Genomic DNA, 18,267 nt, shown 5'->3' with positions numbered 1-18,267 from the left:
ACAAAGCGTCTGCTGATCGCTTAAATAGGTCAGATCGATACATGCCGAACGCACGAGGACACTATGGCTTTGCCAGTTCAAGATCAGGTTAAATACTGGGGCGCTGCAACGGTTATATTCCTTGTTTTCCTTTGGTATCTGGGGGACGTCATGCTCCCGTTTATTGTAGGTGGGGCAATCGCTTACATGCTTGACCCAATAGCCGACCGGCTGGAGGCGCTGGGCCTGTCGCGGGTCTTGGCGACGTCAATTATCAGTGTGTTTGCTTTGCTTTTATTCATACTCATGGCGCTTCTGATCATTCCCATGGTGATCGAACAGGCGATTGAGTTGTTTAACATGGCCCCCGATTTGTTCAGGCGCCTGCAAGGATTTCTGTCAGATCGTTTTCCGTCCTTAGCTGACGAGGGATCTACCCTGCGTCAATCATTGGCAACAATCGGTACAACGATCCAGAGCCGCGGGGCGGAATTCGCGCAAAGTGTGTTTGCTTCAGCCCTTGGGGTGATCAATGCAGTTGTCTTCATTGTCGTTGTGCCAGTCGTCGCGTTCTATCTCTTGCTGGACTGGGACAATATGGTAGCCAAGTTTGATACGCTTCTGCCGCGTGATCATGCGCCGATGATCCGGCAGATTGCCTCTGATATCGACAGCACGCTGGCCAATTTCGTGCGTGGACAATTGACGGTTTGCAGCATTCTGGGCGTGTTCTATGCGGTAGCCCTTGCAATTGTTGGGTTGCAATTTGGCTTGGTTGTGGGCGTTGTTGCCGGGCTTATTTCTTTCATTCCCTATATTGGCGCGCTTGTTGGTGGTGCATTGGCATTAGGGCTGGCGCTGTTTCAGTTCTGGGGCGAACCCGGTTGGATCATCGCTGTCGCCATCATCTTTGGGGCTGGTCAGTTTTTGGAAGGTAATATCCTGACGCCAAAACTGGTTGGTGGTAGTGTCGGATTGCATCCGGTCTGGCTGCTGTTGGCACTGTCTGCGTTCGGGTCGCTTTTCGGGTTTGTCGGTATGCTTGTGGCTGTGCCAGTGGCAGCATCGCTTGGGGTCATCGCGCGGTTCGGCGTCGACCGTTACCAGCAAAGCCGATTGTATCGTGGCCTCCAAAAAGGTGAGGACCAAGAGTGAGCCATGGCCGAACAGCTGCCACTTTCCCTTCCTGTCAAACCGGCACTTGGGCGCGAAGATTTCTTTGTCTCGCCTGCCAACGCACTGGCCGTTGCGGCACTTGAAGCACCGCAAGACTGGCCTTTAGGCAAACTTGTTTTGGTCGGTCCGCGTGGGTCCGGTAAGACCCATCTGGCCCATGTCTGGGCTGGACAAACCGGCGCGCGGATCATCGAGGCGCACATGCTGGGGACCGAGGCGATAAGCGAATTGGGCAACCAAGCGCTTGTGGTTGAGGACATTGACCAGATTGCCGGCGATGATGATCTGGAACGAGCCTTATTTCATTTGCACAACCAAATGCAGGCTGAGCACCAGCTTTTGCTGATGACCTCCCAAGAGGCCCCAAGCCGGATCAGGTTCAGCTTGCCCGATCTGCAAAGCCGTATGGATGCGACCTCGGTGGGACGTCTGGAGTCGCTTGACGATCCCTTGCTGGCCGCGATCCTGATCAAGCTGTTTGCGGATCGCCAGATCAATATATCTGACAAGCTGCTGTCGTATGTTCTGCCCAGGATCGAGCGCAGCTTTGCTGCGGCCCATCATTTTGTAATGCAGATGGATGCGCGGGCTTTGGCCGAAAACCGGCCAATCGGCAAGAAATTGGCGCGCGAGGTGTTGGCGGACGGGTTGGACTCTGATCCTGAAAAACCTGTATAAGTTCATTGATATGTTACAAACTGATATCAAAAACGCTGGAATGATATCCGCTGATTTTCTGGAAGCATCGTTCCCTGAGCCGGTGACATTGAATGGTGTTGATCCTGCAGGACCGAGCCGTTTTTTTAATCGTGAGCTAAGCTGGCTTGCGTTCAACTGGCGCGTTCTGGATGAAGCTGCAAATCCACGGGTGCCGTTGCTGGAACGCGTGCGGTTTCTGTCGATCTCGGCCACAAATCTTGATGAATTCTACACAGTCCGCGTGGCTGGTTTGCGGGAACTGGCCCATGGGGGCAATACGACGCCGTCCACCGATGGTTTGACCCCGGCAGAACAGCTTGTGCTGATTGACAAAGACGCGCGTGACCTGATCCGCAGGCAGGGCGAGGTCTGGCGGGATTTGAAGCTCGCGCTGGAGGACGAACGTATCAGTCTGCTAACAGCAGAGACCTTATCCAAGGCTGATCAGACATTTCTGAACGCCTACTTTATGTCCAACGTCTTTCCGGTTCTCTCGCCTTTGGCCATCGACCCGGCGCATCCGTTTCCGTTTATTCCAAATGCAGGGTTCTCTTTGGCGCTGCAATTGGAGCGCGCCTCTGATGGGCGTGCCTTGCAGGCGCTTCTGCCGATCCCGGCACAGATTGATCGGTTTGTCTTGCTGCCCTCAGAGCAGGGTCACTTGCGCTTTTTGCCGATGGAAGAATTGTTATTGCTGAAAATCAGCGACATGTTCCCCGGCTATGTTGCGCAGGGCCATTGCGCGTTTCGGGTTCTGCGTGACAGTGATCTGGAGCTTGAGGAAGAAGCCGAAGATCTGGTGCGCGAATTTGAAGTTGCACTAAAACGCCGCCGCAGGGGTGAGGTGGTGCGCCTCAAACTGTCCGCCGGAGCACCGACCAAGCTGCGCAATCTTGTAATGCGGGCGCTTGAAGTCACCGATGATGATATTGTGGAGATCGACGGCATGATTGGGGTGTCCGATCTGAAGGAACTGGTTGTCGAGGCGCGCTATGATCTGCTCTGGCCGCAATTCACGCCCCGCGTGCCAGAGCGGGTGCAGGATCATGATGGTGATATGTTCGCTGCGATCCGCCAGAAGGATATGCTGCTTCACCATCCTTACGAGACATTCGATATGGTTATCCGCTTTTTGGCTCAGGCCGCGCGGGATCCTGATGTGGTGGCGATTAAGCAAACGCTTTATCGGACGTCGAATGAATCCCCCATCGTGGCAGCACTTTGCGAAGCTGCCGAGAATGGCAAATCTGTTACCGCGCTGGTAGAGCTAAAAGCGCGGTTCGATGAGGCCGCCAATATCCGCCAGTCCCGCAAGCTGGAACGCGCGGGCGCGCATGTGATCTACGGATTCATCAACTACAAAACCCATGCCAAGATCAGCACTGTTGTGCGACGCGAGGGCGACCAGCTGGTAACTTATACCCATTTCGGTACGGGCAATTATCACCCGATCACCGCCCGCTTCTACACCGACCTTAGCCTGTTCACCTGTGACCCGGCGCTGGGGCGGGACGCAACCAAAGTGTTCAATTATGTGGGCGGCTACGCTCAGCCAGACAAGCTGGAAAACCTTTATATCTCGCCCAGCGGGCTCAAGAATAAACTGATCAAAAGCATCAAACGCGAGGCCGAGTTTGCCAAGGACGGCAAACCTGCCGAGATCTGGGCCAAGATGAACTCGATCATTGAGCCTGATGTGATTGATGCGCTTTATGCAGCCTCGCAGGCGGGTGTGAAAATCTCGATCGTGGCGCGTGGTATCTGTGGCGTGCGGCCGGGTATCAAGGGGCTCAGCGAGAATATCCGTATAAAATCCATCGTTGGCCGGTTCCTTGAACATTCCCGCATCGTATGTTTCGGAAATGGCGCAGGGCTGCCCTCCAAAAAGCGCGCGTTTACATGTCGTCCGCAGACTGGATGGGGCGCAATCTGAACCGGCGGGTCGAAACACTGGTAGAGATCACAAATAAAACTGTGCAGGCGCAGGTGATGAGCCAGATCATGGCGGCAAATCTGGCCGATACCGCCCAAAGCTGGGTCTTGCAGCCAGATGGCAGCTACATCCGCGCAGAGTTCGGACCGGATGACCATCCGTTCAACTGTCACAGATTCTTCATGGAAAACCCATCCCTGTCAGGGCGTGGCTCTGCCGGAGCCAGTGATGTACCAAAGCTGACGCATACGAAGGATTGACCTTGCAAACCTCTACGGGGCATTGTGATGCAACATTACGGCAGAGGTCATGGCTTTGGCGATGGACGGAACAACCGAGACGGGCAATGATCCCGATCCCCCTTTTGGTCGACCGTTGTTTAACGATCCCAAGGCGAAGGCGCTCAAACGGGTAGGGGCGATTGATGTCGGTTCCAACTCGGTCCGGATGGTAGTCTTTGATGGAGCTGCGCGCAGCCCGGCCTATTTCTACAATGAAAAAGTGATGGCGGGGCTTGGTACCGGCTTGTCTAAGACAGGCCGTTTGCACCCTGAGGGCCGCGCACGGGCGCTGGCCGCGTTGCGCCGTTTTGCCCTTCTGGCCGAAGGTATGAATGTGTCTCCCCTGACCTGCGTTGCAACCGCGGCCGTGCGTGATGCTGAGGACGGGCCTGAGTTTTGCGAAGAAGTGTTGCGTGAAACCGGGCTGAAGCTCTGGGTCGCCTCTGGCACCGAAGAGGCGCGGTTGTCTGCCCAGGGCGTGTTTTTGGGCTGGCCCATCGCCAAGGGGTTAATGTGTGACATCGGCGGCTCGTCCATGGAACTGGCCGAGCTGGGGGATGGTGTCGTTGGGCGGCGTGTGTCATCGCAGCTGGGACCACTCAAACTGATGGAAATCAAGGGCGGAATGAAGGCCCGCAAGAAAATCATCGACAGTACAGTCGACGATTTGCGCGAACAGATTGATGGGGATTACAAGTACCTGTTTCTTGTTGGGGGCTCTTGGCGCGCCATTGCCCGGCTGGATATGGAACGGCGGGGGTATCCGCTGAAAGTTCTGCATGAATACCGTATGACGTCGAAATCGATCCTTTCCACCGTGAAGTGGATCAGCGGTAAAAGCGTTGATGAGCTGCGCGCGATAACAGGAAATTCCGAGGCACGGATGCGGCTCGTGCCAATTGCGGCGCAAGTGTTGAAGTCCCTGATCCAACGCTTCCGTCCAAAATATATCGCGACATCTAGCTACGGCATCCGCGAAGGGCTTCTCTATGAGCAAATGCCGTATGAGTTGAAGCGCCGCGACCCTTTGATCGAGGCTTGCCGGTATGACGAGGCGCAGAATGCGCGCTTGCCCGGTTTCGGGCGCACGCTTTACGAATTTATCAAACCGCTTTTCAAAGGGTCGTCAGAGGAACGTTGGCGGTTGATCAAAGCGGCATGTCTTCTGCATGACGTCAGTTGGCGTGCGCATCCTGACTATCGGGCCGAGGTGTGTTTTGACAATGCCACCCGTGCCAATCTGGGCGGGCTTGACCATCAGGGGCGCATTTTCCTCGGCGTCGCCCTTTTGCACCGTTACAAGAACAGCCGCGATGGGACACGGTTTCAGGAACTGTATGATTTGCTGAGTGAACGGCAACTCAAAGATGCAGAAACGCTTGGCAAAGCGATGCGCTTTGGTGCGATGTTCTCGGTCCAGAAGCGCGATTTAATGGGTGAGCTGACCTGGCATCCCAAAAAACGCCTTCTGAAACTGAAGCTGAACCCAGATACCCGCGCGCTATTTGGCGAAGTTGCCGAAGCGCGGTTCAAGTCGCTGGCGAATGCGCTTGAGGCAGATACACTGGTGGAATAAGGGTCCGTTTCTGAACGGCTAGGATTTCACCCCATTCCGCTTGGCCACGTAATCTACCAGATGTGGCACATAATCTTCCGGGCCATCGCCACCTGCCGCATGGGCCAATGCAAAACTATTCTTGATCGCGTTACCCACCGGATTTGCCAGCGCCACACTATCGGCCATTGATTCCAGATAGCGCATATCTTTCAAAGCGTTGGTCAGCGTGAATTTATGAGCTTCGCGATTGCCCTCGACTGCGTAGCCCATGAAGGTCTGATAAAACCCGCAATCCATGCGACTGCCCCGGATGACACTGTCAAACTGTTCTGTGCTGATGCCCACCTTGTTCGACAGGGCCAAGGCTTCCGAGTACATGGCTGCATAGCCCATGGCGAGCATGTTGTTCAGAAGCTTCATCTTATGCCCCGCACCGGACGGCCCCAGATGCACGATTGCCCCGGCCCAGCACTCCAGCACGGGTTTGATGCGGCTATAAACGGTCTCTGACGCGCCGACCATCGTTGCCAATTCGCCTGCCTCGGCCTGCACTGGCGTCCCGCCCAAAGGCGCATCGGCCATATGAAGCCCCTTTGCGTCGAGGATTTCTGCTAATTTCATCGTCGAGGACGGATCAGAGGTTGAGCAATCCACAATCACGGCACCGGCTTGCATGTTTGGCAAAAGCCCCGCCACGACCGCCTCAACCTGTGGCGATCCCGGCGCGCAAATATGGATGATTGAGCAGGCCGCAGCCATCTCTTCCAATGATGCGGCTTCTGTCGCGCCGCGTGCGACCAGCGTATCAATCGGTTCGCGATTGCGATGCGCGATCACCATCACCGGATAGCCACCGTCAAGAATGTTCTTTGCCATCCCTTGCCCCATCAGACCAACGCCGACAAAACCGATTGTCTCTTGTGCCATGCTGCACCCTCCCGCATTAATGTTCGCAAAGACCCTAACGGTCTGTCTGACCCTGCACCAGAGGAAGAAGTACAATGCCAGATTTTGCGATCTACCCAAGCCTGAAGGGCAAATCGGTTCTCGTCACAGGCGGGGCAGGCGGCATTGGCGCGCTCACGGTCGAGGCATTTGCAGCACAAGGCGCAAAAGTCGGGTTTCTTGATCGGGACGAGGTCGGTAGCCGTGCTGTCGCTGACAAAACCGGCGCCGATTTTGCCTTGTGTGATTTGCGCGATATCGACGCGATGCAGGCCGCCATTGCGACGCTCGCGACCAAGCTCGGGGATTTCACGATCCTTGCCAATAATGCAGCGCGCGATGACCGGCACAATTGGCAGGATGTCACGCCCGACTATTGGGATGAACGTATGGCCACCAACCTGCGTCATATGTTCTTTGCCATTCAAGCCATAGCCCCTGGCATGATCGCGCAAGGCGGCGGCTCTATTATCAATCTGGGGTCTAACTCATGGTGGGAAGCGGGCGGCGGCTTTCCGGCCTATGCCACGGCCAAATCCGCAGTCCACGGGCTGACCCGCACGATGGCGCGCGATCTTGGGGGGCACCGCATTCGCGTCAACACAGTTGTGCCTGGTTGGATCATGACTGAGCGTCAGAAAGAGCTCTGGGCGACCCCTGAAGGGCTTGAAGCCCACCGCAATCGCCAATGCCTGCCCGATCTGATTGACCCGGTTTATGTCGCTCGCATGGTGCTTTTCCTTGCTTCTGACGATGCGGCGATGTGCACGGCAAGCAATTATATGGTCGAAGCGGGCTCGATCTGATTTCATCATTGTTTTAAAAATACTCAAAACGCTACACCGCAACTTGCCCTACCGCCTGAGGTGGCATACTCAAACTCCAATCAGCACGATAAGGTTAAACCCATGCGCCTCACTCGCTATTTTCTACCCGTCCTCAAAGAGACCCCTGCAGAGGCGCAGATTGTCAGCCATCGATACATGCTGCGCGCAGGCATGATCAAGCAGGCTTCTGCCGGGATCTACTCATGGCTGCCATTGGGCTTTAAGGTTCTCAGAAAGATTGAGGATATCGTTCATGAAGAGCAGCAGAAGGCTGGCCATATGCCTATGCTGATGCCAACCATTCAATCAGCAGATCTGTGGCGTGAAAGTGGGCGCTATGATGACTATGGCGAAGAAATGCTGCGTATCAAGGACCGTCACGGTCGTGATATCCTGTTCACACCCACTGCTGAAGAACTGATTACGGACATCTTCCGCAGCCATGTCAGCAGCTACAAGGATCTGCCGTTGACGATGTATCAGATACAGTGGAAATTCCGCGATGAGCGTCGCCCCCGTTTTGGCGTCATGCGAGGCCGAGAATTCTATATGAAGGACGGCTACAATTTCGATCTGACGAAAGAGGACGCATTACACGCGTACAACCGCCACTTGGTGAGCTACTTACGAACCTATGAACGGATGGGCCTGCAAGCCATCCCTATGCGGGCGGATTCAGGTCCTATCGGAGGTGATGACACGCATGAATTTCTGGTCTTGGCCGAGACGGGCGAGAGCGAAGTTTTCTATGACAGCGCTGTAACTGATCTGAGCTTTGGCGACCGTGATATCGACTATGATGATAAAGCCCAATGCGCGGCCATTATGGAAGAGTTCACCACGAAATATGCCCGTACCGACGAAACCCATGATGAAGCGCTTTTCAACGCGATCCCGGCAGAGCGTCAACGCACGGCGCGTGGCATTGAAGTCGGTCAAATCTTCTACTTTGGCACGAAATATTCTGATGCTATGGGCGCGACTGTGCAAAGCCCTGATGGGAAAGCAACGCCAGTTCATATGGGAAGCCACGGCATTGGTGTGTCTCGCCTTGTGGGTGCAATTATTGAGGCCTCACATGATGACAAAGGCATTATCTGGCCTGAAGGTGTGACGCCCTTCCATTGCGGGATCATCAATCTCAAGCAGGGTGATGCCGAGGCGGACGGTGCCTGCGAGACACTTTACGCGTCACTGACGGCTCTTGGTCTTGAGCCGCTTTATGATGATCGGGACGAACGGGCCGGAGGAAAATTCGCAACAATGGATCTGATTGGATTGCCTTGGCGCATCACTGTCGGTCCGCGTGGGTTGAAAAACGGTGTGGTTGAGCTGACCTCAAGGCGTACTGGCGAAAGTAAAGAGATGCCACCCGAACAAGCTGTCGCCCGGGTTGCCGAAATCTACCTTGGCCGTTAAGCGCCCTATGTTGATTTTTCGCCGAAAAATCGCGCCCTGTTCATGCAGGTTCCCATAGCTCGATTGGGTTGCCTTCCGGGTCATGGATACGTGCAAACCGGCCTATTTCCGGGGTGTCCCAATCCGGATTGGTTTCTACCTCAATTCCTGCGGCTTGAAGCTGTACTGTCATTGCATCCAAATCGCGAATGCGGAAATTGAGCATAAATTGCTGAGTTTGTCGTCCAAAATATTCGGTGTCTTGGGAAAACGGTGCAAAGACAGTAATGCCTCCTTCGGGTTGCCATTGGCCATGTTGCGAAGAGATGCCAAGATGTGTCTCGTACCATGTACTTAATGTTTTGGGGTCTTTCGCCCGGAAGAAAGTGCCGCCAATACCTTGAACTTTCTCCATCATATTTCTCCTGTCTAAATAGCTGGAGGGGGCTCTAGGCCCCCTCCAAACTGGTTTGTTTAATGGGCAAATTTCCTGATTTCCCCGGCTTTCAATCGATCAGCATATGAGTTCAACTCAGCGCGCACCAATTTCATCAGGAAATACAGCGCGAAGATATTGACCACTGCCATCGCAAAGATTGCCGCGTCTGAGAAATCGATAACTGGCCCTAGGCTTGCGGCAGCTCCGATCACGACGAAGACACAGAAGATCAGCTTGAAGATCAACTCAGTCGTCTTGCCCTCACCGAAGAGATAGGTCCAGGCTTTCAGCCCGTAATAGCTCCAGGAAATCATCGTTGAGAAGGCAAACAGGACGACGGCAATTGCCAGAACATATGGGAACCAGCTGATGCCCGATGCAAAGGCTGCCGAAGTCAAAGCCACACCGCTGACATCGCCCACAGTTGCGATTGATGATCCGTCTTCTGCCAATTGATACAGACCCGTTGCAGGGTCAATAACCAGTTGCTGCGAGATTATGATGACCAAAGCTGTCATCGTACAGATGACGACTGTGTCGATCAGGGGTTCCAGCAGCGAGACGAAACCTTCGGTTATAGGCTCTTTCGTGCGCACCGCCGAGTGAGCGATAGCGGCGGATCCAACACCGGCTTCGTTGGAAAACGCCGCCCGTTTGAATCCTTGGATCAACGCGCCTACAAAACCACCTGCAACACCAAGCCCGGTGAAAGCGCCTGCGAAGATTTGCCCGAAGGCCCAGCCGATTTTGTCGTAGTTCACAAGAAGGATAATCAGCGCCGCACCAACGTAAAGGATGCCCATGAATGGCACGACTTTCTCGGTCACGCGGGCGATAGATTTCACGCCGCCAACGATCACGATGAACACGATGAAGGCGAAGATGAAGCCAGTGATTAGGCCCGAGAACTCAAAACCGAGCACAGTTTGGATCTGCGCATGTGCCTGATTGGCCTGAAACATGTTCCCGCCCCCAAGCGCGCCAAGAATACAGAAGACCGAGAACAGAACAGCCAGAATTTTACCCCCGGCAATCCAAGTTCGTTGAACCCTTTTGAGATGTAATACATTGGCCCGCCAGAGACCGTCCCATCCTCGTATTCGTTGCGGTACTTCACGCCCAAAGTACATTCGGTAAACTTCGACGCCATCCCCAGAAGCCCTGCAAGGATCATCCAGAACGTGGCCCCGGGCCCGCCAATGCCGACGGCAACAGCAACACCTGCGATATTGCCGAGCCCAACAGTGCCTGACAAAGCGGTTGCGAGCGCCTGAAAATGGCTCACTTCGCCTGCGTCGTCTGGGTCAGAGTAATCGCCTTTCACCAAACCGATGGCATGGCCAAAGAAACGGAACTGCACAAAGCCAAAGTACAGTGTGAAGACGGTCGCCGCGACAACCAGCCAGAGCACAATCCAAGGGAAATCCGTGCCGTAAAGCGGTGCGAAGATGAAACTGACGAAGGGGCCGGTGAAGGCTGCAAACGCCTCGTTCACGCGCTCATCAAGGCTTGCGGCCTCCTGTGCCAATGCAGGCGAAACGGTGAGGGCCAGCGCGGCTAAGCCTGTTGAAATATGGTTTTTCATGATACTTTTCCTAACCTACGACCGTGACGGGCACGCTGGCCTCCATCACAAGATTTGCGGTCGAGCTTCCGAAGATGCGCTTGGACAGGCCGGTCTCGGCAGAGCGACTAACGACGATCTGCTCGGCCCCTTCATCAACGGCCACCTTGTTGAGCGTGTCCGCAACATTGCCATGCTTCACCAGACCGCGCGCCTTCAACCCCGCATCCTTAAGGGTTTTGACGGCAGGGGTAACGACCCGTTCCAGTGCGGTTGAGATTTCTTCTTCCCGCCGTTTATGGCGCTCCGCGTTCTCCTCGGGGGTTTGGAAGGAATAGGGCGACCATTCGATCACGTAGAGTACGATCAGCTCACAGGTGCCGATCATACGGGCAAGTTGTTGGCCATATTGCAGGGCACGCTCGCCAGAGCTGTGCCCGTCAAGGCCAATCACCAGTTTCGTTGTCATGTCTCTCTTACTCCCGTCGGGTCCGCACCGAGGTTTTCCAAGATTGCGTGAGACCTGTTTTATTAAGAATCTTGGAGAAGCGGACGTTGTATTTTGACAGTCTCGTGATGATAGCTTAGGCGATTTTACCGCAAAATTGGACTGAATTCGCAATTTGGCCTGAGTTTTTGACCTGAATAGAGACTGAATTCGGTCAAAAAGGCTGATTTTCAGAGAATTAACAGGAATCTAGTCGCCTGTGTCCACAGCACATGATGGCATCATATTTTCCGGCATATTCGGCAAGGCTTGACCCTTTGGGCGCGAAAGCGCATCTGTAGACCCAAGAAGAGCAGGAGATGAATGTGGCCAAGATCACAGGGCAGAAAACCGCCCCCTTCGCAAATTTCGAATGGATGATTGCCTGGCGTTATCTGCGCGCCAAACGGGCTGAGGGCGGCGTCAGCGTCATGACCTGGATCAGCCTGATTGGCATTACATTGGCCGTGGCTGCGCTGATCATCACGCTCGCCGTGCGATCAGGGTTTCGATATGAATTCGTTGATACGATCCTTGGCGCGAATGCCCATGTGACGGTTTATACATCCGGTCGGGTAACGGAGGCTGGCCGATTTGCTCAGGTGATCAGCGACTATGACGCGCTGGCCGAAAGCGTCGCGAAAGCCCCCGGCGTGATACGCGCAGCGCCGCAGATACGCGCTCAGGTGATGGCCACAGGGCCATCTGGAAATACGGGCGTGCAAGTCTTGGGATTGCGGCCCGAGGATTTGATGTCTGTGCGCCGTGTCGCCACGCCTGAAGCCTCGCTTGGTGACATCAGTCGTTTTGCAGAAGGCATCGCGATCGGAGACGGCGTCGCCCGTAAACTTGGCGTGACGGTAGGGGACAGGGTAAAGCTTATCTCGCCCAACGGAACCAAAACCGCATTTGGCACCAGCCCACGGGTCGCCGCGTTTGACGTCGTATATGTGTTTAAGGTTGGCCGTTCTGACATCGACGGTATCCGCGTCTACATGCCTTTGGAAAAAGCGCAGGGCTATTTTAACCGCGATGATGTGGTTGATGAGATCGAAGTGATCCTTGATGATCCTGAAAACGTGGATGCCTTCCGGCCCGGCATTTCCGATGCTGCGGGCGATACGGCGCTGTTATGGAGCTGGAAAGACAGCTCAGGTGCATTTCTACGCGCATTGCAGATGGAAGATAATGTGATGTTCCTGATCCTATCTGTGTTGGTTCTCATCGCCTCGATGAATATTGTCTCTGGTCTAATCATGTTGGTTAAAAACAAAGGCCGCGACATTGGTATTTTGCGCACGATGGGGCTGAGCGAAGGGTCTGTTCTCAGGGTGTTTTTCATCTGTGGTGCATCTATCGGAGTCGTCGGGACCATTTGTGGTGTGATCCTTGGGTGCCTGTTTGCTATCTATATTGACCAGATTTTTGCGCTCGTGAACTACGTTGCTGGTGGTGGGGTTTGGGATCCGAATATACGCTTGATCTCGAAGCTGCCAGCACGGCTGGAACTTGGCGACGTTCTGTCTGCGGTCAGCCTGTCTTTGTTTCTGTCCTTTTTTGTAACCATATTCCCGGCGCGGCGGGCTGCGCGGATGAACCCGGTTGAGGCCTTGCGCTATGAGTGATGCGATGTTGCGATTGGCCGGGATCGAAAAGCATTATAACAAAGGTCGTCCAAATGAAATTCAGGTTCTGCGAGGGGCAGACCTGACTGTGCAACCGGGCGAGGTTGTGGCCCTTGTCGCGCCCTCCGGCGCGGGTAAGTCTACCCTACTGCATATCGCGGGGCTGCTTGATACACCAAGCGCGGGTCATGTGAGCATTGGCGGCGATGACTTGACGGGCCGATCTGACCGGGCGCGGACGGCGGCCCGACGCTCTAAAATTGGGTTTGTTTATCAGTTCCACCATTTGCTGCCGGAGTTTACGGCAGCTGAAAATGTGATCCTGCCACAGCTGGCCGCAGGCGTTGCGCGGTCTGAGGCCGAGGCCCGGGCTCAGGAATTGTTGAGCCTTGTGGGGGTCGGGCCACGTGCTCATCACCGCCCCGGTGAGTTATCAGGGGTGAGCAGCAGCGCGTTGCCTTCTGCCGCGCTTTGGCAAACAAGCCCGGTCTTTTGTTGGCCGATGAGCCGACGGGAAATCTTGATCCGGCAACCTCTGATCAGGTGTTTGCCGCATTGATGGATCTGACTCGCGCAACGGGTTTGGCCGCGCTGATTGCCACGCATAATATGGATCTGGCTGCGCGCATGGATCGGGTAATCCGGCTGGAAAACGGGGTGTTGGTATAGTCAGGTTATGGCATCGTTCTTGGTAACACGCCTGATGTAATTACCCATCTGCCTTTGCGTACAAGTCCACAGCAGCGTCGAAGACCATTTTTCGGATTTCAGAGCCTTCCATTGCGACCTCATGCTCGCCGCCTTCGATCAGCTTGAGTTGCCCATTGGACCAACGTGCCATACGATCGTGGACGGCTTTGACATCGACGATCCGTTCATGGGTTCCAAGAAAAGTCACGCAAGGGACATTTGGTGTTGGACGCAGGCTGAGAGCGCGACATTCGTTGAGACCTTGATAGAGCCATCCCAGCGTAGGGCCGCCAAGGGCGAGATCAGGGTATTTTGTGACCTGTTCCTGCATCATGGCGTACATATCAGGGTCGTTGGTTAGCATATTCTGCTCAAACGGGTTGCCCAAAACATAGGTCTCGGGGACAGTACCGGGCGCATAACGCCCGCCCTGATTGATGGCCTGACCCATTGTGGACAGGGTCCAGGCGATATTGCGACGGAAGGGCGTCAGGGCGATGCCCCACATCGGGCCAGTGAAGACGGCGGCGTTTACCGGCAATCCCTCCATCAGAGCGCGCAGGCCGATACAGCCCCCCATGGAATGCCCAAAGAACGAATAAGGTTTGGGCAGTTTGAGCGTTTCAACAGCTTCAAGAACCGCGGCTATATCTTTTTGGTAGTCGCGGAATTCCTTGACATAGCCTGCCGCGCGGTCAGGTAGCATGCGGTCAGCCAGCCCCTGACCACGCCAATCAATCGCAATCATGGAATAACCGCGGGCCAGAAAATCTGCCGCGGCCATGCCATATTTCTCGATATATTCCGTGCGACCCGGAAACAGCAGCACAGTTCCTTTATCACCTCCCGGCCAGATGCCAATGCGAATCCGCACATCATCCGAGGTGGTCAGCCAATAGGCAGACCCACCTTCAGGTCCGTGAGCTACATCAGCGTAAAGGGGGGCAGGGGTCACGACAGAACGGTGCCCAGTTTCATTGCTGTGCCCATGTCGCCGTCAACGGTTAGCTTGCCAGACATAAAGGCCGCCGTTGGATTCAGATCACCTTCTAGGATCGCCTGAAAAGTTTCGGCATCTGCGGTCATCGTGCATTCGGCGTCTTCATCGCCTTGACGCACGCCATCACTGTCGACCATGATCGCGCCTTCGCCTTCGATGACAAACTTGACGGAGCCATCAAAGCCACCATTCATTTTAGCTGACAAGGCGCTGACAGCCTGTTCAATTACATCGCTCATTCTTTGATCTCCTGTCTTTGTGACATCTGCGCCCTCGCTTTTTTTAAAAAGGCCGCTAGACTTAATGCCAATATGAAAGTTCAGCACCATATCCTCAATGCTTTCCTTGCGGCAGTTCTTGCGACAAGTACTGCTTTTGCGCAAGGCGATACGTTAGATACCTTATATGAGCGTTTGTTAAAGCCAGACCTGCAGGATTGGGAACAGGTAGAGCGTGCAATTTGGCGCGAATGGTCGAGTTCGGGGTCGGCTTCGATGGATCTGTTGCTTGAACGAGGCCGTAAAGCGATGTCGGATGGGGATTTTGCGGTAGCAATTGAGCATTTCACAGCGCTTACAGATCATGCGCCAGAATTTGCCGAAGGTTGGAACGCGCGGGCGACGGCGTACTTCATGGCTGAAGAATATAGCTTGTCCATTGCCGATATTCAGAAAACGCTATCCTTGAATCCCAAACATTTCGGAGCGCTGCAGGGTTTAGGCAGAATCCTCGAAGAGTTGGAGGATGAAAAGAATGCACTTAAGGCCTATCAGGCGGCTTATGCTATACATCCTCATCGACCCAGCCTAGAAGAGGCGATAGATCGACTGGACGCGAAACTGTCCGGTCAGGCTCTCTAAAAGTTCAAAAGGCGATTTTCATGCGTGATCAGGCACGGATCACGGCGGTTCTCGGGCCGACCAATACCGGCAAAACACATTATGCAATTGAACGGATGTTGGCGCACCGTACCGGGGTGATCGGTTTGCCGCTGCGCCTATTGGCGCGCGAGGTTTATGACCGGATCGTGGAATTGCGGGGCCCGTCCGTTGTGGCACTGGTCACGGGCGAGGAACGGATTGTACCGGACCGGACGCAATATTGGGTTTGCACGGTTGAGGCGATGCCGGACGGGTTAGGCGCTGATTTTGTCGGTGTGGATGAAATCCAGCTTTGCGCCGACCCAGAACGCGGCCACATCTTCACAAACCGTTTGCTGCAGGCGCGTGGCTTGCACGAAACGCTGTTTATGGGCTCTGACACAATGCGAACCGCCATTGCAGCTTTAGAGCCAAAAGCGCAGTTTTTAAAACGTGAGCGGTTTTCCGAATTATCCTATACAGGTTCGAAAAAGATAAGTCGCCTGAAGTCTAGAAGCGCTATTGTGGGCTTTTCTGTTGAAAATGTATATGCGATTGCCGAGCTGATCCGCCGCCAAAAAGGTGGCTGTGCTGTGGTTATGGGGGCGCTGTCGCCGCGCACGCGCAATGCGCAGGTCGAAATGTATCAAAACGGCGATGTGGACTATCTGGTTGCGACCGATGCCATTGGGATGGGGTTGAACCTCGATATTTCCCATGTGGCGTTTTCGGCTCTGTCCAAGTTTGATGGACGGCGGATGCGTCCACTCGCGCCCAATGAACTGGCGCAGATTGCCGGGCGGGCCGGGCGGTATATGCAGCCGGGTACTTTTGGCGTGACGGGCGAAGCCGCGCCGTTGGATGAGCAGGTGGTCGAGGCGATCACTAACTCACGCTTTCCCCCGGTCAAGAAACTGCAATGGCGCAATGACCGGCTTGAGTTCGGCTCTGTCGACCGATTGATCCGGTCATTGGAGATGCGGACAGATGATGACTGGCTGACTCGTGTACGGGAAGCAGACGACCTTGTCGCGCTTAAGGCTTTATCTGCGATGCCTGAAGTTGATGCGCGCGTCAGCACGCCTCATGATGTCAAATTGCTTTGGGATGTTTGCCAGATCCCTGATTTCAGAGGGATCAGTCCGGGGGAACATGCAGGTCTGCTTGAGGCGATATTTTCTTATCTGCATGACAAAACCAATGTTCCGAATGACTATATGGCCCGCCAGATTGCACGCATTGACCGGACCGATGGGGACATTGATACGTTGTCGAAACGGCTGGCATATATTCGGACATGGACTTATATCGCTCAGCGAAAAGGTTGGGTTGTTGACGAAAATCATTGGCGTGAGGCGACGCGCGCTGTAGAAGATCGTCTGTCGGATGCACTTCATGGTGCGCTGACGCAAAGATTTGTCGACCGGCGTACAAGTGTGCTGCTGCGCCGGTTGAAACAGAAGGAGAGCCTGGTGGCTGACGTAAACGACAAGGGTGAAGTGACGGTTGAAGATCAAATGATTGGTCGTTTGGATGGGTTCAGATTCCGTCAGGATCAAACAGCCAGCGCGGAGGAAGCCAAAACCTTACGCCAAGCCGCTATTGCAGCCCTTGTGCCGCATTTTAATCTACGGGCTGACAAGTTCTATAACGCCCCCGATACAGAGATGGACTTTACCGAGCAGGGTGGCCTCATGTGGGGTGATCAGGCGGTAGGCAAACTGGTGAAAGGGTCCGAGGGCTTAAAACCCATGGTCGAACCGTTCGTGGACGATGAGGCTGGGGCAGACGTGGCCGAGAAAGTACGCCGCCGGTTGCAGCATTTTATTGATCGCAAGATCGCAGCTGCCTTTGAACCATTGCTGCTGATGAGCAAGGATGAGACATTGTCCGGCCTATCCAAAGGCTTTGCATTTCAGTTGGTGGAAGCCTTGGGGGTTATTCCGCGTGATGCGGTGGCGAATGATGTCAAAGCGCTGGATCAGGACGCGCGCGGGCAATTACGCAAGCATGGCGTGCGGTTTGGACAATTCACGATTTTCATGCCGCTGCTGTTGAAACCTGCTCCGACGCGGTTGCGTCTGGTGCTTTGGTCGCTGCAAAATGATCTTTCCGAATTTCCCGAAGCGCCTCCTCCGGGTCTTGTTACTGTGCCAGAGGTCAAGGATGCCCCTGAGGGGTATTATACCAATGCCGGATATCGTCTGGCTGGTCAGCGCGCAATTCGTATTGATATGCTGGAAAGGCTGGCCGATCAGTTGCGCTCAGAAAACAGTCGTGGCGGATTCGAAGCCAAGCCGGATATGTTGTCGATCACCGGTATGACATTGGAACAATTTGCGGATTTGATGCAGGGGCTCGGCTATAACGCTGAAAAAGGCGAACGGCCAAAGGTGAAAGCGGTTCAGAAAGATCCACCGCAGGAAACGCCTCCTACGGAAGTGCCAGGGGATGCGCCGGGGGAAGAGCCAGCGCCAACACCGCAAGAGGCACCGGTTGAACAGCCTGTTGAAAGTCCTGAATCGCCACCGACTGAAATGCCCGATGGGCCGGAGGCGGCTTCACAAGAGCCTGAGATAGAGATTTTTTATACATTTACATGGGGCGGTAATCGCGGTGCAAAGCTGCGTCATTCCGGAAAGCCTGCTGGGAAGTCCCGTCCCAAGCCGAAAGGCAAAGGTGGGCGCAACGACAAGGGACCAAAAGCTCAATCTTATCAGGCACGTCCGCCCCGCAAGGAAAAGCCCATTGATCCGGACAACCCGTTTGCAGCGGCTCTTATGGGGTTAAAGGACAAAACCTGATT

At 54.7% G+C, this 18,267-nt stretch carries 15 protein-coding genes and 2 pseudogenes; 11 read left to right on the top strand and 6 right to left on the bottom strand.

The window, feature by feature from the left end:
- Positions 1–63: 63 nt before the first annotated feature.
- From ACZ1HF_RS07995 to ACZ1HF_RS07975, 5 genes are read left to right on the top strand one after another with little or no spacing between them, the layout of a single operon-like run.
- On the top strand, positions 64–1,134 hold the full coding sequence (locus ACZ1HF_RS07995; protein ID WP_472656993.1) for an AI-2E family transporter: 1,071 nt from the start codon (positions 64–66) through the stop codon (positions 1,132–1,134).
- A gap of 3 nt (positions 1,135–1,137) precedes the next feature.
- A complete protein-coding gene (locus ACZ1HF_RS07990) occupies positions 1,138–1,833 on the top strand; it encodes an AAA family ATPase (RefSeq protein WP_472656992.1) in 696 nt (231 codons plus the stop codon).
- 40 nt (positions 1,834–1,873) lie between these two features.
- Positions 1,874–3,787 carry an RNA degradosome polyphosphate kinase gene (locus ACZ1HF_RS07985; protein WP_472659008.1) on the top strand — a complete coding sequence of 638 codons (1,914 nt, stop codon included), beginning with the start codon at positions 1,874–1,876 and terminating at the stop codon, positions 3,785–3,787.
- A complete protein-coding gene (locus ACZ1HF_RS07980) occupies positions 3,754–4,047 on the top strand; it encodes a hypothetical protein (protein ID WP_472656991.1) in 294 nt (97 codons plus the stop codon). Before ACZ1HF_RS07985 ends, ACZ1HF_RS07980 begins: the two co-directional genes overlap by 34 nt.
- Positions 4,048–4,096: 49 nt before the next feature.
- Positions 4,097–5,644 carry a Ppx/GppA family phosphatase gene (locus tag ACZ1HF_RS07975; RefSeq protein ID WP_472656989.1) on the top strand — a complete coding sequence of 516 codons (1,548 nt, stop codon included), beginning with the start codon at positions 4,097–4,099 and terminating at the stop codon, positions 5,642–5,644.
- A gap of 18 nt (positions 5,645–5,662) precedes the next feature.
- Here ACZ1HF_RS07975 and ACZ1HF_RS07970 read toward each other — a convergent pair whose 3' ends face one another.
- The gene (locus ACZ1HF_RS07970) at positions 5,663–6,553 is read right to left on the bottom strand and encodes an NAD(P)-dependent oxidoreductase (protein WP_472656988.1); all 891 of its coding nucleotides are present in this window, start codon (positions 6,551–6,553) and stop codon (positions 5,663–5,665) included.
- A gap of 74 nt (positions 6,554–6,627) precedes the next feature.
- Between ACZ1HF_RS07970 and ACZ1HF_RS07965 the strand changes: the two genes are divergently transcribed.
- Together ACZ1HF_RS07965 and proS are read left to right on the top strand one after the other, a co-directional pair.
- Positions 6,628–7,377 (top strand): SDR family NAD(P)-dependent oxidoreductase, encoded by a 750-nt coding sequence (locus tag ACZ1HF_RS07965; protein ID WP_472656987.1) that lies wholly within the window; start codon positions 6,628–6,630, stop codon positions 7,375–7,377.
- A 102-nt stretch (positions 7,378–7,479) separates the two neighbouring features.
- Positions 7,480–8,817: a proline--tRNA ligase gene (gene proS, locus ACZ1HF_RS07960; RefSeq protein ID WP_472656986.1), complete on the top strand. Its 1,338-nt coding sequence runs from the start codon at positions 7,480–7,482 to the stop codon at positions 8,815–8,817.
- 40 nt (positions 8,818–8,857) lie between these two features.
- On the opposite strand, the gene ACZ1HF_RS07955 is transcribed toward proS, so the two are convergent.
- The 3 genes and pseudogenes from ACZ1HF_RS07955 to ACZ1HF_RS07945 all read right to left on the bottom strand — a co-directional run bounded on the left by ACZ1HF_RS07955 (position 8,858) and on the right by ACZ1HF_RS07945 (position 11,268).
- Positions 8,858–9,211, bottom strand: a complete 354-nt coding sequence (locus ACZ1HF_RS07955; protein ID WP_472659007.1) for a VOC family protein — start codon at positions 9,209–9,211, stop codon at positions 8,858–8,860.
- 59 nt (positions 9,212–9,270) lie between these two features.
- Positions 9,271–10,820: pseudogene (locus tag ACZ1HF_RS07950) on the bottom strand (alanine/glycine:cation symporter family protein).
- A gap of 10 nt (positions 10,821–10,830) precedes the next feature.
- Positions 10,831–11,268: a universal stress protein gene (locus tag ACZ1HF_RS07945; protein WP_472656985.1), complete on the bottom strand. Its 438-nt coding sequence runs from the start codon at positions 11,266–11,268 to the stop codon at positions 10,831–10,833.
- Positions 11,269–11,663: 395 nt separating this feature from the next.
- Here ACZ1HF_RS07945 and ACZ1HF_RS07940 point away from each other — a divergent pair, with 395 nt between their 5' ends.
- Together ACZ1HF_RS07940 and ACZ1HF_RS07935 are read left to right on the top strand one after the other, a co-directional pair.
- Complete coding sequence (locus ACZ1HF_RS07940; RefSeq protein WP_472659006.1) at positions 11,664–12,911, top strand: lipoprotein-releasing ABC transporter permease subunit; 1,248 nt, start codon at positions 11,664–11,666, stop codon at positions 12,909–12,911.
- A pseudogene (locus ACZ1HF_RS07935) lies at positions 12,904–13,580 on the top strand (ABC transporter ATP-binding protein). Before ACZ1HF_RS07940 ends, ACZ1HF_RS07935 begins: the two are co-directional and overlap by 8 nt.
- Before the next feature lie 40 nt (positions 13,581–13,620).
- On the opposite strand, the gene ACZ1HF_RS07930 reads toward ACZ1HF_RS07935, so the two are convergent.
- Positions 13,621–14,556 carry an alpha/beta hydrolase gene (locus tag ACZ1HF_RS07930; RefSeq protein ID WP_472656984.1) on the bottom strand — a complete coding sequence of 312 codons (936 nt, stop codon included), beginning with the start codon at positions 14,554–14,556 and terminating at the stop codon, positions 13,621–13,623.
- On the bottom strand, positions 14,553–14,840 hold the full coding sequence (locus ACZ1HF_RS07925) for an SCP2 sterol-binding domain-containing protein (protein WP_472656983.1): 288 nt from the start codon (positions 14,838–14,840) through the stop codon (positions 14,553–14,555). Before ACZ1HF_RS07925 ends, ACZ1HF_RS07930 begins: the two co-directional genes overlap by 4 nt.
- Positions 14,841–14,912: 72 nt before the next feature.
- On the opposite strand from ACZ1HF_RS07925, the gene ACZ1HF_RS07920 reads away from it, so the two are divergent.
- The gene (locus ACZ1HF_RS07920; RefSeq protein WP_472656982.1) at positions 14,913–15,461 is read left to right on the top strand and encodes a tetratricopeptide repeat protein; all 549 of its coding nucleotides are present in this window, start codon (positions 14,913–14,915) and stop codon (positions 15,459–15,461) included.
- Between the two features lie 20 nt (positions 15,462–15,481).
- A complete protein-coding gene (locus ACZ1HF_RS07915; RefSeq protein WP_472656981.1) occupies positions 15,482–18,265 on the top strand; it encodes a helicase-related protein in 2,784 nt (927 codons plus the stop codon).
- Positions 18,266–18,267: the final 2 nt, after the last annotated feature.

The organism is Litoreibacter sp. GN1-5, assembly GCF_055693805.1.
This window is presented reverse-complemented; position numbering and strand designations above follow the sequence as displayed.

Excerpts from the sequence above, each read along its gene's own strand:
- ACZ1HF_RS07995 (WP_472656993.1), top strand. The coding sequence starts at position 64 with ATGGCTTTGCCAGTTCAAGATCAGGTTAAATACTGGGGCGCTGCAACG.
- ACZ1HF_RS07985 (WP_472659008.1), top strand. The coding sequence starts at position 1,874 with ATGATATCCGCTGATTTTCTGGAAGCATCGTTCCCTGAGCCGGTGACA.
- ACZ1HF_RS07955 (WP_472659007.1), bottom strand. The coding sequence starts at position 9,211 with ATGGAGAAAGTTCAAGGTATTGGCGGCACTTTCTTCCGGGCGAAAGAC.
- ACZ1HF_RS07990 (WP_472656992.1), top strand. The coding sequence starts at position 1,138 with ATGGCCGAACAGCTGCCACTTTCCCTTCCTGTCAAACCGGCACTTGGG.
- ACZ1HF_RS07975 (WP_472656989.1), top strand. The coding sequence starts at position 4,097 with ATGGCTTTGGCGATGGACGGAACAACCGAGACGGGCAATGATCCCGAT.
- proS (WP_472656986.1), top strand. The coding sequence starts at position 7,480 with ATGCGCCTCACTCGCTATTTTCTACCCGTCCTCAAAGAGACCCCTGCA.
- ACZ1HF_RS07940 (WP_472659006.1), top strand. The coding sequence starts at position 11,664 with ATGATTGCCTGGCGTTATCTGCGCGCCAAACGGGCTGAGGGCGGCGTC.
- ACZ1HF_RS07980 (WP_472656991.1), top strand. The coding sequence starts at position 3,754 with ATGTCGTCCGCAGACTGGATGGGGCGCAATCTGAACCGGCGGGTCGAA.
- ACZ1HF_RS07965 (WP_472656987.1), top strand. The coding sequence starts at position 6,628 with ATGCCAGATTTTGCGATCTACCCAAGCCTGAAGGGCAAATCGGTTCTC.
- ACZ1HF_RS07945 (WP_472656985.1), bottom strand. The coding sequence starts at position 11,268 with ATGACAACGAAACTGGTGATTGGCCTTGACGGGCACAGCTCTGGCGAG.
- ACZ1HF_RS07920 (WP_472656982.1), top strand. The coding sequence starts at position 14,913 with ATGAAAGTTCAGCACCATATCCTCAATGCTTTCCTTGCGGCAGTTCTT.
- ACZ1HF_RS07915 (WP_472656981.1), top strand. The coding sequence starts at position 15,482 with ATGCGTGATCAGGCACGGATCACGGCGGTTCTCGGGCCGACCAATACC.
- ACZ1HF_RS07970 (WP_472656988.1), bottom strand. The coding sequence starts at position 6,553 with ATGGCACAAGAGACAATCGGTTTTGTCGGCGTTGGTCTGATGGGGCAA.
- ACZ1HF_RS07925 (WP_472656983.1), bottom strand. The coding sequence starts at position 14,840 with ATGAGCGATGTAATTGAACAGGCTGTCAGCGCCTTGTCAGCTAAAATG.